The sequence below is a fragment of the Comamonas kerstersii genome, assembly GCF_008801935.1.
In the GTDB taxonomy this organism is placed as follows: domain Bacteria; phylum Pseudomonadota; class Gammaproteobacteria; order Burkholderiales; family Burkholderiaceae_C; genus Comamonas; species Comamonas kerstersii.
In genome coordinates this window covers 12,511-26,740 of record NZ_VZOT01000005.1, presented here as the reverse complement: position 1 = coordinate 26,740, position 14,230 = coordinate 12,511, and the positions used below count along the sequence as shown (strand labels likewise).

Here is a 14,230-nt window from a genome sequence, read left to right as displayed (position 1 = left end):
ACGGACGCCCCGGTGTTTGCGGCCTGTCTGTGCGCTTCTCTCTCCTGATACTTGTCATTCGTGGGGCCGCAAACCCACGGAGGTGGATTGCTGTGGATTTAACTGCGATTGCTTTTTACGCCGATATGGCCCCCTGGGCCAAGGCTACGACAGGCCTGCTGCTGCTGGCTTTGCTGGCCTTGGTGCTGCGTTTTGCTGTGCACCTGACGCTGATGCATTTTGTGCGCGTATGGCGCAGCGCCATGCCTGCTTCTGGCTGGGCACCGATTCTGATGCACGACCATGTGCTCTCGCGCATGGCAAAGATTGTGCCGTCGCTGGTCTTTCAGCTCGGGACGCGCTGGGTGCAGGAGCTGCCGCAGGATGTGTCTGTAGGCATTGTGAATGTGGCGACTGCACTGACCGTATTCCACGTGGTCCGTGTGCTGGCCACGCTGCTTGAGGAAATCAATGAGGCCCATGACCGCCATGATGGCCCCAAAATTACGCAGACCAACTCCATCAAAAGCTATGTGCAGCTGGGCAAACTGATTGCCTATATCGTGGGTGCGCTGCTGATTACGGCATCGCTGCTCAACCGCTCGCCCTTACTGCTGCTCTCGGGCTTGGGTGCCATGTCGGCCGTGCTGATGCTGGTGTTCAAGGACACCATTCTGTCTTTTGTGGCAGGGGTGCAGATTGCATCTAACGACATGCTGCGTGTGGGCGACTGGATTGAAATGCCACAGGTCGGTGCTGATGGTTTTGTGGTGGATATTGCGCTCAACACCGTGAAGGTGCAGAACTGGGACAAGACCATCACCACCATCCCGACCTGGAAGCTGATGAGCGACAGCTTCAAGAACTGGCGTGGCATGTTCAATTCTGGCGGCCGCCGCATTCTGCGTGCAATTCATATTGACGCTGCGACCGTACACCTGCTGACAGCGCAGGAGCGTCAGACGCTCTCCGGCATTGCCTTGCTCAAGGACTACTGGACCGAGCGCGATGGGCTGCTGGCGCAGCCTGATGCTGCCGCTAACGCCATGCCCACACAGGCGATTGCGCCTGACATGGTGACCAATCTGGCTGCCTTCAAGGCCTACGCCTATGCCTATCTGATGGCACACCCCCGTATCTCCAAGGCGCCAGGCATGTTCCTGCTGGCGCGGACGCTGGAGCCCTCCCCCACGGGTATTCCGCTGCAGCTGCACTGCTATACCGCCACGACGGTCTGGGTGGAATACGAAGGTATTCAGGGCGAGATTTTTGACCACCTGATTGGCGTGATGCCGCTGTTTGGTCTGTCGCTGTACCAGCGCTCCTCAGACTACAGCAATCGCCAGATCGTGCAGGCACTGAGCGACGACGACGAAGCTCACGCCTGATACTGCCGCCAAAACCGCGCCCGCACGCCGCTGCGGGCGCACAGCCATAATTTCGCTATGACCAAGCACCGTGTAGTCGTTGGCCTGTCCGGCGGCGTAGATTCCGCAGTTACTGCGTATTTGCTCAAAAAGCAGGGCCATGATGTGGTCGGCATCTTCATGAAGAACTGGGAAGATGATGACGACAGCGAGTTCTGCTCCAGCCGCCAGGACTTTCTGGATGCCGTCAGCGTGGCCGATGTGATCGGTATTGAAATCGAGCATGTGAACTTTGCTGCGGACTACAAAGACCGCGTGTTTGCCGAGTTTCTGCGCGAATACCAGGCAGGCCGCACGCCCAACCCGGACGTGCTGTGCAATGCCGAGATCAAGTTCAAGGCCTTTCTGGACCACGCCATGCGCCTGGGGGCAGAGAAGATTGCCACGGGCCATTACGCGCGCGTGCGCCAGAACGAAAGCACCGGTCTGTTCGAGCTGCTTAAGGGCGTGGACAACACCAAGGACCAGAGCTACTTTCTGCACCGCCTGAATCAGGCACAGCTGTCCAAGGCCATGTTCCCCGTGGGCGAGTTGTGCAAGACCGAGGTGCGCCGCATTGCCGAAGAAATCGGCCTGCCCAACGCCAAGAAAAAAGACTCAACAGGCATCTGCTTCATCGGTGAGCGCCCTTTCCGCGAGTTTCTGAACCGCTATATCAGCAAGGAACCCGGCTGGATTCTGGACGACCGTGGTCGCCGTCTGGGCAAGCACGTGGGCCTGAGCTTCTACACCCTGGGCCAGCGTTCTGGTCTGGGTATTGGCGGGGTCAAGGAAAAGGGCGCTGCACGTGGCGCGGGCGATCACCAGCCCTGGTTTGTGGCAGCCAAGGAAATGGACAAGAACGTGCTGCGCGTGGTGCAGGGCCATGACCACCCCATGTTGCTGTCGCACCGCCTGGATGCTGATAGCGCCAGCTGGGTGGCGGGTCATCCACCAGCGCCTGGTACCTATGGTTCCAAGACACGCTATCGCCAGCCCGATTCACCCGCCATCATCGGCAGCGAGGCCAGCAACACCCACTTCCGTCTGGACTTTCCGGAAGCCCAATGGGCGGTGACGCCAGGGCAGTCTGCTGTGCTGTATGACGGAGAAGTGTGTCTGGGCGGCGGCATCATTGCCGCTGTGGATCCCAAGGACTGAGGCAGACAACAAAAAAGGCAGCGAAGCTGCCTTTTTTACTGGGGGAGCTGGCCGTGAGCTCGAAGCACGTTGGCCAGTTCGACGGCGGATTTGACCTGCATCTTGTCAAACACCCGTGCACGGTGCACTTCCACAGTGCGCACGCTGATGTCCAGCTGGTCGGCAATCAGCTTGTTGGGCACGCCTTCCACTACCAGCTTCATCACGCCTTTTTCGCGCTCGGTCAGATCGGCCAGGCGGCTGAGCAAGGCATGGCGGTGGGCGGTTTCTTCCAGGTAGACCGCAGATTGCTGCAGAGCCTGCTCGATGCGGTCTACCAGCACATTGTCGGAAAACGGTTTTTCACAGAAGTCGAAAGCGCCCTGTTTAACGGTCTGCACGGCCGTGGGCACATCGGCATGGCCGGTCAGGAAAATCACAGGCACCGTCTGGATGAAGCCGTCACGCTGTTTGAGCAGGTCAAACAGCGCCAGACCTGTCATGCCGGTCATGCGCACGTCCAGCAGCAGACATTGCGGCTGTCTGGGCAGGGCGCGCTCTTCCACCATCTTCAGAAAGTCTTCGGCCGAAGCAAAGCTTTCACTGTACAGACGGCGTGAGCGCAGTAGCCACGCCAGGGCGTCGCGTACATCTGCATCGTCATCCACGACATATACCGTGGCATTGGTCACTGGTTCCATAAGCTCAGCTCAAATCTCTCAGTCGTTTTGCACGGGAAGGCTGAAGGTAAATACCGTCCCGTGCGGAATATTGCTGCGATAGCGCAATTCTCCACCATGCTGCTCCAGCACCGTGCGGCACATGCTCAAACCCAGACCCATGCCTTCGTGTTTGGTGGTGAAAAATGGCGTGAACAACTGCTCTGCCACTTCCGGAGGAATACCGCTGCCCTGGTCCATGACAGAAAAGGCCACGCGTGAAGCGCTCTCATCCCACTGTGCGGAGATGGACAGCTTGCGCAGGCCAGGGGCCATATTTTCCATGGCCTGCATGGCATTACGCGCCAGATTGAGTAGCACTTGCTCGATCATGGTGACATCGCACAGCACCGGAGGCAGGCGTGGCTCGATGGAAATATCCAGCAGCACCCCGGATTTACTGGCCTGCAGGCGCACCAGCGGCAGCACGGCATCCAGCAGCTCCTGTGCCGTAATGCTTTCGTGGGCACGGCTGCGACGGCGCACAAAATCACGCACGCTCTTGATGACCTTGCCCGCGCGGTCTGCCTGAAACGCTATGCGCTGCATGGCCGATTGCAGGTCCTGCAGGCGCTGGCGCAGGGTGTCGGCATCCAGCAGGCGGAGGTCACCATCGTTCTGGAGCATGTTGAGTGAGCCATTGGCATAGCTCGACATGGCCATCAGTGGCTGCGTCAGCTCGTGGCTGAGCAGGGAGGCCATTTCGCCGACGGTGGCCAGACGTGCCGTGGCCTGCAGGCGTTCCTGTGAGGCGCGGGACAGCTCTTCCATGCGGCGCTGCTCGGTGATGTCCACAAAGGCACTCATCCAGCCTGTCTGCTGGCCCTGGGCATTGATCAGCGGTGCTTCAAAGATCAGCACAGGAAAGCGCGTACCGTCCTTGCGCATGAAGACCGACTCATGGCCTTCGCGGGCGGCAGGAATCGCACCTGCCAGGCGCTTGGCCTGGCGCTTCACATATTCTTCCGCCAGCTCAGGGGGCCAGTAGGGGGCAAAGCTCTGGCCCAGCAGCTCTTCGGCGCTGAAGCCCACCATGGCACAGAAGGCGGGGTTCACATAGCTGATGCGGCCTTGCAGGTCGCGTGCGCGCAGGCCGGTGATGAGGGAGTCTTCCATGGCCTTGCGAAAGGCCAGGGCATCGCCCAGGTCACGCTCTGCACGCAGACGGCGGCGGTTGTCACGCACCAGCACGATGAGCACGGACACCAGTGCAATCGCCATGCCGGTCACCAAGGCCGTCAGCACATTCGGAAAGACGCTGGGGGCGCGGTGCCAGCTGTCCATGCGCAGCACCATGGTGTTGCCGGGCAGGTCCAGCAGCTGTTGGGAGGTGAATACGCGGGAGCCACGCCATGCGGCACCCACCAGAGCCAGGCGTGTGCCATCAGGCTCGGTGAAGGAGACTTCCTGGCTTTGCGTAAGGCTCTTGCTCAGCTGGGTCTGCAGGATGTTGTGCAGCGAATATGTGCCCACCATGAAGCCTTTGAGCTGCCCAGCTTCGAGCTGGGGCAGACAGACCTCCATGAGCTCGGCGCCGGTGGAGTCATTGAGCAGCTGGAAGTAGCTGGGGGAATAGGCAGGGCTGCTGGTGCGCTTGGCGTTGGAGCAGGCGGCGATCGCATTGCTGAAGGACTCTTCGCGCGTGGCGTCTTCCCAGTCCACCGAGCGGTAAGGGCTCTGGGCGGCGCGCAGGATGCGCATGTGTGCGTCACGCCATTCAATGCGCAGCAGCTCACGGCGTACCTGCAGCATCTCGGCCACGCGTACGCTCCATTCTTCCGGGGTGGCGTGCAGCGCGTTGACGGCCTGCATGTCCTGCAGGTTGCGATTCAGCCCCGCGCGGATTTCGACCACGGCCTGTGCGGTGTCGCGGTCGAGCTTGTCCTGCACCTGCGACGCTTCATAGCGCCCAGCCAGCCATACCATGATGATGAGCATGGCAACGACCAGGACGACCAGCAGCGTCCACAAAGACCACCTGCGCCAGGCGCTGTGCCAGCGCTGCCAGGGCCAAGGTTGAAGCGGATTTACAAACAACGGTGTTCCAGCGCAGGCAGGCGCTGGCGCACCTGCTGCAAGAGTGCAGTGTCCAGCACTGCATAACGAATGCCCATCCCAGCAGCTGTCTGCTCTGCGACCACTTGTCCCCAGGGATCAACCACCATGCTGTGTCCCCAGGTCTGGCGGCCATTGACGTGCTGGCCGCCTTGTGCAGCTGCCAGCATCCAGCACTGGTTTTCTACGGCGCGTGCACGCAGCAGCAGCTCCCAGTGGGCCTGTCCTGTGGTGTAGGTAAAGGCTGCTGGAGCTATCAGAATATGAGCTCCTAGCGCAGTGTACATGCGGTATAGCTCGGGAAATCTCAGGTCATAGCATATGCTCAGTCCCACAGTCCAGGTGTGTCCGCTGCGGTCCTGCACCTGTGCCACCACAGGCTGCGCGCCTGGCGCAATGACCACGGATTCATCGTAATGTTCTTTCGGCGTGCTGAAGCGAAACAGGTGGATCTTGTCGTACTGCGCCGTGCATGCACCTTCGGGGCTGAACAGCATGCAGGTGTTGTGTACGCGATGCGGAGTGTCCGTTTGAATCGGGACGGTGCCCCCTGCCAGCCAGACACCATGGGTCTTGGCCCAGCACGACAGCGCGGCCTGAATGGGCCCATCGCCACGCGCTTCTGCCCAGGCCAGCTTGTCCTTATCCTGCATGCCCATGCCGCAGAAATATTCGGGCAGTACCAGCAGTTCTGCGCCCTGTGCCGCAGCCTCTGTGACCAGTGCTTCGGCACTGGCCAGGTTGTCCTGAACATCAGGGGTTGAGACCATTTGCAAGACAGCAACTTTCATGACTCACTCCTTGGCGGGCAGGGTGGGTGCCGCTGCCTGGTTGCGTACAGGTTCCACCACGGGCTCAGCCCATGTACCGGTGACTTGGAATGTGCGGGTGGCGGCTTCCATCAGCGGGCCACGCAGGAACATCTGGGCCAGAAAACTGCCTACGCCCACCACAGGGTTGATGGCCGTGGCGGCCAGCGAGGCGGTCATGGCATTGATCTCTGGAACAACGACGACCTGCAGATTCTGCGTCTCATCCACCAGGCTGGCAGTGCCTGCCATGAACACGGCGGCATTCAGACCTGTCATTTCCAGGTTGCTGGTGCGTGCCACGCCGTCCGCAATGTGTACATCGCCGCGCACGTAATCAAAAGCAAAGCCCTGGCTGAACACATCGCGGAAATCCAGAGTGATGCGGCGGCTCAGCGACTGCAGGCTCAGCACGCTCAGCAGCTTGCCCATGCCAGGTTCTACCTTGAGAAACTGCCCCTTGTCGACTTGCATGTGCACATTGCCATCCATGCTGTCCCATTGCGGAGTCAGCGGTGAACCCTGCCAGCTGATCTGACCATTGAGACGACCTTGGCCATTGCGCACCACCCCTGGCATGTCAAAGCGCTCCAGCAGCTGTCCGGCGTTGTGCAGCTCCAGCATAAAGCCCAGCTGTGTCGTTGGCGCGGCCTGTTGTGAGGCTATGCCCCACATGCCATGGGCGCGCCACAGTGCTTCGGGTGTGTTCAGATCAAATTGCTCGAGTGTCCAGTCCCGGCCAAAAGGGCCGGCGTGATTGCGCGCCTTGAGCTGGAGTGTGCCCAGCTGTTTGCCTGCAATTTCCAGTTGCTCGACTTTGATATCCAGTGCGGGCAAAGACTCAGGCTCTGCTTCCGCGGTGGTTTGCGCCAGCGTGTCAAGCTGACTGGCTTCAGACTGCGGGATAGCCAGGCGCGAAAACCGTGCAAACAGATGGCCCGCGGTGTCCTCTGCATCAGGCTCGCGATATTCGACCGTGCCCGCAAAGTGCTTGCCGCTGAGCTTGCCGCGCCAGCGCTGCTCCGCATGGGTGAGTTCTGCATGCACGTCCTGCAGCTCTCTGCCGCGCAGGATCAGACGGCCCACATCGATGTGCAGTTGCCGGGGCAGCCACATCTGCACATCTGCAGGTGTGTGGCTGTCTGCATGGCCCGTCGCTGGTTCGGTTTGCAGCACCTGCTGCCAGGCATCGAGGTCCAGCTCAGGCAGGCGTATATCTGCCAGCACGGAGTTTTGTTCCGGAGGAGCTGGTGGCACCTGACCCACCGCGATATAGCCATTTACGACTTGGCTGGTGGCGCTGGAAGTGTCCAGCGTGTAGCGCACTTCACCACGTCCTGCTACATCCACCTGCAGGCTGTGCATGTGTGCCGGGCTCAGTGTCTGGGTGACGCGCAGATCCAGTGTTTCGTCGCTGTCTTTCTGCAAGGGGGCGGGCAGCTTCAGTGCCATGCCCTGCAGATCGGAGTGCACGGCAATGCGCTGACCCTGTGCATCGGCGGTGATGTCCAGCTGGTACCTGCTTTGGCCGCTGGCATGGCGGGCAATCTGTGCAACCAGCGGCACGGCACGGTCGTTTTGCAGTCCTTCTGCGGTGGCTACGCCTTCGGCCTTCAGCTGCACCCCGGCCTGCAGGTCAGGCATGCCGCCATGCATGCGAAAGCTTCCGCCTAGGGTCTGGCCTTTCACCTCATGCAGGCTGAAGCCCTGTTCGTGAAATTGCACGCTGCCTTGGAGCTGCTGGACCAGAGGTGCTTCCGGGCGAAATTGCAGTGCATTGTGCGCAAAGCCCACATGGCCGCGCACCTTGCTGTGCTCCAGCTGTTCGATAGGGAGCTCCAGGTCAAACGCCAGTTGCACACTCCCCTTGGCCTGTGCAGCATCCAGCGCATGTTCGGTCAGTGCAGTCAGCGGAGAGTGACGCACGAACTGCAAGGCAGCCCCCAGATCCGGGCGGCCAGCTGCCTTGACCGTGAGGCGTGGATGCTGCAGATCGGGAATATGGGCTGACACCGTCTCCATGCGCAGGCCCTGGTGCCCGGCAAAGCCTGTGCTGGCCTGCTGGACCTGCATGGAGGCACCTTCAAAGACCAGGGTGCCGCTGAGGTCGGTCAGCATGGGCCAGGCAGGTGCTGTGCCCGTGTCCACCAGTGTCGCAGGTGCGAAGTCATAGACCACATGGCTCACAGGCGCCTTGATGTAGAAGCGCCCGGTGCCCGGCTGATCAAAAGGCATGTCGCGCAGCAGCCCCTTGACTTCAAACTCCACCTGGCGTCCTTCACCCTGCCTGATGCTGTCACGCACATAGTGACGCGCCATTTCCGGAATTTCGAGAGGCAGGTAACGGTAGACCCGTGCGCCATTGGCGCGAGCAAGCTGACCATTGAGCTGGAGATAGCCGGGAAAGCGCTCAGATGCCGTATCGCCGGTGTGCCAGAAGCCCTGCATCACGCCCTGTGCATCCGCATTGGCAAAGCTGGCCTTGGGAACTTCTACCTTGACGTGGTCGCCCTGGATCTGCCACTGCAGCTGTGCCTGCAGCTGCTGGAAGGGGATGGCGGGTTCTTCAAAAACACCGGGAAAGTGCAGCACACCATCGCGCATACCCAGGGCCGCTTTTCCCCCAGTGTTGCTGAACTCGAAGGCCGTATCCAGGCCTTCGAAGCCAGGAATCCCTGGGCCTTCTGCGGCAGTTTGTGGCTGCAGCGCCAGTGCTGCCACCTGTCCGTTGACCTGATATGTGCCGGATGCCAGCCATTTGAGCTGCAGCTTGTGCAGGGTGCCGTGTGGTTGCCAGCGCGCGGCAGCCTCGCGGATAAAGGTCGGGACAGGCAGGGACTGCACCACATCACTGGCCACAGAAAGATCGGCCTGCTGCAGTTCAAGCTGGGTGCTGTCGGGCGCAGAGACGCTGCCCACCGCGCTGACCGACCAGCTGCTGCGTGGCCAGGGCCGACCGTTGGCAGCGCGAAAGCCCAAGTCCTGGGCTTGCACACTCCAGCTGTGTGGCTGCCAGCGGCCTTCCAGGCGCCCTTGCAGCTGCTGCAGTTCCAAGGGAGGAATGTCTGGATCCAGCCAGTCCACGCGTGCATGGCCCAGCGCCAGGTCGGTGGTGATGCCTATGGGCTGCCCATCTTCCACATCCAGCCAGGCACGCACGTGGCCCATGCCATCCAGTGTCTGTATGCCCCAGGCCTGGGGCCAGGGCAGGGTGGGGACTTGCTGCAGCTGCAGGCTGGCATACCACTGGCCACTCCATCGTTCCCAGGGGGCTAGTGAAGAGGGTAGCAAGGGCTGGCGGAAGGCGCCGATCAGCTGTATGCGCTCGCTGTCTCCTGCGGCCGGCGTAGCATCGATGCGCAGCACATGGCTCCAGTGGCGGTTGCGCAGCACGATATCGACATCGCGCAACTGCACGGCATCAGGGGCGCGCAGCTCATCCGTGAAATGCACATGGCCTTGACGTATCACCAGCTCTGGCAACTCCAGCAGCCATGCCAGTGCAGAGCTGTCTGAGGAACTGCCTTGCATGAGGTCTATGCCAGCAACTTGCCAGTGGCCATTGCGCAAGCGTCGGATGTCAAGGGTGGGGGCATCAATGTAGAGTTGCTCCAGACCGCGGCGCAGCAAGGAACGTGCAGAAACTGTAGCAATCACGCTTTGCAGCTGCAGTGCTGGCCTGCCCTGCGCATCCAGAATGCTGACACCAGAGAGGTGTATGGTGGGGAAAATGCCGTCAGACTGTGCCGAGATGGCGTCAATGCGAACGGGAGTCCCCAGCGCCTGCGTCGCCAAGCCTTCGATTTCTGCGCGCCACTCTGTAATTCGCGGCACAATGAATCCATGGAGAGTCCCCCAGGCTGTGGCAAGCAAGATCCAGAAAGCCAGCACCAGCCCCAGTGACCAGCGGGCCACATGGGAAAAAACGTGCAACAGGCGGGATGGCAGGGGACTCGGATCGATCATTCAAAGGTTCACAGGCGATGGGATTATCCCCTGTCGGCTTTTTGCGGTGCAGGACACAAGGTGTAACGGCGCGGAGAACCTGTGAACTTGTACCCCAAAGTGCCAAGCATGCAGATCGCAGACCATCTTCCAGCGCCCACGGCTTCTCTTGCCGCATCGCATTCGCGTTTCTGGCAGCGCCTCCATCGTCGTTATGCCGATGTCATGGACGTTTTGCCTCCCGGCGCTCCTGTGCGTGCCACCATGGAGCAGGCGCTGCAGCGATTGCAGCAGGAGCAGGGCTGGGATCTGTCTGCCGCGTTGCGGGTGGTGCGTCAGCTGGTCATGGAGCGCCTGATGACGCTCGATTGTGCCCGCCAGGCCGATTTGCACACGGTCACGCGTGGCGTGACGGAACTGGCAGAGCTTGCGCTGGATCGCGCCTGTGCCCAGGTGCGCCAGGAGCTGGACGCCCGTCACGGCAGACCTGCCGGCCCTGAAGGCCAGGAAGTGCCGCTGTGGATCATTGGCATGGGCAAGCTGGGAGCGCGGGAGCTCAATGTTTCCAGCGATATTGACCTCATCTATGTCTATGAGCACGAAGGCGAGACGCTGGGGCTGCCCGATGGTCGCGGCAAGATCAGCAACCATGAATACTTTTCCAAGGCGGTCAAGGCCATCTACAACCTGATTGGCGACACCACGGAGCATGGCTTTGTCTTCCGTGTGGATCTGGCGTTGCGCCCACACGGCAACTCTGGGCCAGCGGCCATCAGCCTGTCTTCGCTGGAAGACTATCTGCAGATCCACGGCCGCGAATGGGAGCGTTTTGCCTGGCTGAAGAGCCGAGTGGTGGCGCCGCTGGATGCCGTACGTGCACCCAATGTGCAGGCGCTGCGCAATGTGGTTTTGCCCTTTGTGTTTCGCAAATACCTGGACTACAGCGTATTTGAGTCACTGCGCAGCCTGCACCGGCAGATCCGCGAACATGCCATGCGTCGCAGTGCGGGCCACCCCGAGCGCGCCAATGATGTGAAGCTCTCGCGCGGTGGTATTCGCGAAATCGAATTCACCGTGCAGCTGCTGCAGGTAGTGCGTGGCGGCCAGTTCCCAGAACTGCGCTGCCGCCCCACACTGGAAGCGCTGCAGCGCCTGACACGCTCCAGCCTGATGCCTGCGGAAACCGCCGAGCAGCTGGCGCAGGCCTATGTCTTCTTGCGCAATGTGGAGCACCGCATCCAGTACCTGGACGATCAGCAGACCCATGTGCTGCCCACGCGTGACGATGACCTGGAGTGGATCGCCAGCACCATGGGCTTTAGTGATGCCAGTGGCTTTTTGCTGCAGCTGGACGCACACCGCGAATTGGTGGCGCAGGAGTTTGACACCCTGCTGGGTGGCAGCCAGTCCGGCCAGTGCCCTAGCGGTAACTGCAATGGGCCACGTGCCACCCAGACTGCCAGCGCACCGGATCTGGAGACACTGATTGAGGATTTGCCACCGCTGATGGCCGAACGCCTCATGGGCTGGCGTGACAACATCAAGGTACGAGGTCTGCGCGACGAAGCGCGTGCCCGACTGTTCCGGCTGGTGCAGCGCACCGCGCAGCGCGTGGGCCAGGAGCAAGATGGCCTGCAAGCCACGGCTGCCCTGCGCTTTATTGACTGGCTGGAGCCACTGCTGCGCCGCGAAAGCTATCTGGCACTGCTGCTGGAACGCCCTGCCGTGCATGAGCGCCTGCTGGATCTGCTTGGCGCCGCCAAGTGGCCTGCACGCTATCTGCAGCAGCACCCTGGTGTGATTGATGAGCTGGCCAGCGACCAGCTGTTTAGCGAGCGGTTTGACGCGGCCGCGTTTGAGCAGGAAATGGCGCTGCGCTTGGCTGCACTGGAAAGCACGGGTGAGGACGACGACGAAAACCTGCTGAATCTGCTGCGCCGTGCACAGCACGCGGAAATCTTCCGTACCCTGGCGCGTGACATTGAAGGCGCGATCACGGTCGAGCAAGTGGCGGATGATCTCAGTGCGCTGGCTGACAGCGTGCTGCGTGTCACAGCGCAGTGGTGCTGGCAGCGCCTGAAACAGCGCCACCGCGAAGATCCGCAGTTCGGCATCATTGGCTACGGCAAGCTGGGCGGCAAGGAGCTGGGCTACGGCAGCGACCTGGACATAGTGTTCATCTTTGACGATGAGGATGACAACGCCCCTGAGATCTACACCGCCTGGGTGCGCAAGCTCATCAACTGGCTCACGGTGAAGACGGGCGAGGGTGATCTCTATGAAATCGATACAGCCCTGCGACCGAACGGCAACTCTGGCCTGCTGGTGACCAGCTTCAAGTCCTATGCGAACTACCAGCAGCAGCGGGGCAGTAATACCGCATGGACCTGGGAGCACCAGGCCATGACGCGCGCCCGCTTCGTGCTGGGCAGCGACAGCCTGCGCCAGCGCTTTGATACCGTGCGCGAGGCGGTGATTACCGCGCCACGTGATGCGCAGGCGCTCAAGCAGGAAATTGTCAGCATGCGTGAGCGCGTGCGCAGTGCACACCCCGTGCGAGGAGACTGGTTTGACGTCAAGCACAGCCGCGGTGGCATGCTCGATGCCGAGTTTGTCGTGCAGTACCTGGTGCTCTCGCAGTCTGCGCAGCATCCGGAGCTGGTGGCCAATCTGGGCAATATTGCGCTGCTGCAGCGTGCTGAAAAAGCGGGTCTGCTGCCAGTGGGCGTGGGCCAGGCGGCAGCATCGGCGTATCGGGAACTGCGCCGCATGCAGCACACATCGCGTCTGGATGAGGGCAGCGGCCTGGTCCCTGAAGCCCTGGTCACGACCCACCGGGATGCGGTGCTGGCCTTGTGGCAGGCGGTTTTTGCAGACCAATGAAGGGTCGTCCCACGCCCGGCACAGGCACTTGTGCTTCAGAATGTAAAAATACGTTCAACTGTGTTGGATTTGTATGAATCTCGTTGAACTCAATGTCTCCACCATCCCTTTTGGCAAGCCCCTGCCTTTTGCCTTGCGCGGGGTGGGTGGCGCGCTGCTGGCCAATAAGGGCTATGTCATTCGCTCTGCCGACGATCTGCGCGTGCTGATCGCGCGCGGGCAGACGCTGTATGTGGACACGGATGAGTCCGGAGATAGCTACCGCGCCTTTCTGGCGCAGCTGCAGTCCCTGCTGCTGTCAGATACGCCGCTGAAAAAAATTGCCAACTTGACGCTGGAGCAGCGTGCGGCCAAAGCCAGTGAGACTCAGGACAACAGCCCTCCACCCTGGCGTGAGTGGCAGCTCGGTCTGACGCAGCTGCTGCGCAACCCCGAGGCATCGGATTTTCTGTCGCGCTTTGAGGATCTCTTCGCTGGTCTGCGCCGCTATCTGCTCAAGCAGCCCGATGCCACCTTGCTTGCGCTGATGCAGATGTCTGCAGAAGAGACGAAGTACTACTGCGCGACCCATGCCATGCTGGTGTCTGCCATCTGCATGACGGTGGCGGGTGAGACCCTGCGCTGGCCGGAAAACCGCGTCCTGCCCCTGGGGCGTGCAGCGCTGAGCATGAACATCGGCATGGCGAGGCTGCAGGACGAGCTGGCCCAGCAGACCACACCGCTGACAGCGCAGCAGGCACAGGAGGTGGACATGCATTCAGATGTATCGGTCTGCATCCTGCGCGCCATGGGGGTGACCGATCCTCTGTGGCTGGATGCGGTCAGGACCCACCACCACCGTGCTCCCGGGAAACTGGCGGAAAAAACACTGGGTCAGCAGATGGCGCGGCTGATTCAGCGGGCCGATATCTTTGGTGCACGCATTGCACCACGTGTCACACGTGAGCCCATGTCCGTAACATCTGCCATGCAGGCCAGCTATTACGATGAAACCAAGTCCATGGACGAGGCAGGTGCCGCGCTGGTCAAGGCGCTGGGCATTTACCCGCCTGGTGCATGGGTGAAGCTGGCCAGTGGCGAAATCGGCGTAGTGGTGCGCCGCGGTGCATCGGCTGCCACGCCGCGTGTGGCAGTGCTGCTCAACCGCTCAGGCATGGCAACTGGTGAGCCGCTGCCGCGCGATACCGCGCAGCCGGCCTGGAAGATTGTCAGTCCTGTCGCACACAAAGATGTGATGGTTCGCCTACCCCTGGAAAAACTGCTGGCCCTATGATCGATTCATGACATCACGAAA

Annotated in this window: 8 protein-coding genes; 4 read left to right on the top strand and 4 right to left on the bottom strand. The window is 61.1% G+C overall.

Features of this window, described 5'->3' with window-relative positions:
* The first annotated feature begins 125 nt into the window (after positions 1 to 125).
* Together F7P80_RS08950 and mnmA are read left to right on the top strand one after the other, a co-directional pair.
* Entirely contained in the window at positions 126 to 1,367 is a 1,242-nt protein-coding gene (locus F7P80_RS08950; protein ID WP_210607667.1) for a mechanosensitive ion channel family protein, read from the top strand.
* 57 nt (positions 1,368 to 1,424) lie between these two features.
* The gene (gene mnmA, locus F7P80_RS08945; RefSeq protein ID WP_151044163.1) at positions 1,425 to 2,546 is read left to right on the top strand and encodes a tRNA 2-thiouridine(34) synthase MnmA; all 1,122 of its coding nucleotides are present in this window, start codon (positions 1,425 to 1,427) and stop codon (positions 2,544 to 2,546) included.
* 35 nt (positions 2,547 to 2,581) lie between these two features.
* On the opposite strand, the gene F7P80_RS08940 is transcribed toward mnmA, so the two are convergent.
* The 4 genes from F7P80_RS08940 to F7P80_RS08925 form a co-directional block, all read right to left on the bottom strand.
* Positions 2,582 to 3,226: a response regulator transcription factor gene (locus tag F7P80_RS08940; protein WP_054065419.1), complete on the bottom strand. Its 645-nt coding sequence runs from the start codon at positions 3,224 to 3,226 to the stop codon at positions 2,582 to 2,584.
* An 18-nt stretch (positions 3,227 to 3,244) separates the two neighbouring features.
* Positions 3,245 to 5,182, bottom strand: coding sequence for a sensor histidine kinase (locus F7P80_RS08935; RefSeq protein WP_151044526.1), 1,938 nt, complete (start codon positions 5,180 to 5,182; stop codon positions 3,245 to 3,247).
* An 89-nt stretch (positions 5,183 to 5,271) separates the two neighbouring features.
* Complete coding sequence (locus F7P80_RS08930) at positions 5,272 to 6,090, bottom strand: carbon-nitrogen hydrolase family protein (RefSeq protein ID WP_151044160.1); 819 nt, start codon at positions 6,088 to 6,090, stop codon at positions 5,272 to 5,274.
* Between the two features lie 3 nt (positions 6,091 to 6,093).
* Positions 6,094 to 10,074, bottom strand: coding sequence for a YhdP family protein (locus tag F7P80_RS08925; RefSeq protein ID WP_151044157.1), 3,981 nt, complete (start codon positions 10,072 to 10,074; stop codon positions 6,094 to 6,096).
* Between the two features lie 108 nt (positions 10,075 to 10,182).
* Here F7P80_RS08925 and glnE point away from each other — a divergent pair, with 108 nt between their 5' ends.
* Positions 10,183 to 12,936, top strand: a complete 2,754-nt coding sequence (gene glnE, locus F7P80_RS08920; protein ID WP_151044152.1) for a bifunctional [glutamate--ammonia ligase]-adenylyl-L-tyrosine phosphorylase/[glutamate--ammonia-ligase] adenylyltransferase — start codon at positions 10,183 to 10,185, stop codon at positions 12,934 to 12,936.
* A gap of 73 nt (positions 12,937 to 13,009) precedes the next feature.
* Positions 13,010 to 14,209 carry an HD-GYP domain-containing protein gene (locus F7P80_RS08915; RefSeq protein WP_151044148.1) on the top strand — a complete coding sequence of 400 codons (1,200 nt, stop codon included), beginning with the start codon at positions 13,010 to 13,012 and terminating at the stop codon, positions 14,207 to 14,209.
* Positions 14,210 to 14,230 lie beyond the last annotated feature (21 nt).

Coding starts and splice junctions, on each gene's coding strand:
- F7P80_RS08925 (WP_151044157.1), bottom strand. CDS start 10,074: ATGATCGATCCGAGTCCCCTGCCATCCCGCCTGTTGCACGTTTTTTCC.
- mnmA (WP_151044163.1), top strand. CDS start 1,425: ATGACCAAGCACCGTGTAGTCGTTGGCCTGTCCGGCGGCGTAGATTCC.
- F7P80_RS08930 (WP_151044160.1), bottom strand. CDS start 6,090: ATGAAAGTTGCTGTCTTGCAAATGGTCTCAACCCCTGATGTTCAGGAC.
- F7P80_RS08950 (WP_210607667.1), top strand. CDS start 126: ATGGCCCCCTGGGCCAAGGCTACGACAGGCCTGCTGCTGCTGGCTTTG.
- F7P80_RS08915 (WP_151044148.1), top strand. CDS start 13,010: ATGAATCTCGTTGAACTCAATGTCTCCACCATCCCTTTTGGCAAGCCC.
- F7P80_RS08940 (WP_054065419.1), bottom strand. CDS start 3,226: ATGGAACCAGTGACCAATGCCACGGTATATGTCGTGGATGACGATGCA.
- F7P80_RS08935 (WP_151044526.1), bottom strand. CDS start 5,182: ATGCTCATCATCATGGTATGGCTGGCTGGGCGCTATGAAGCGTCGCAG.
- glnE (WP_151044152.1), top strand. CDS start 10,183: ATGCAGATCGCAGACCATCTTCCAGCGCCCACGGCTTCTCTTGCCGCA.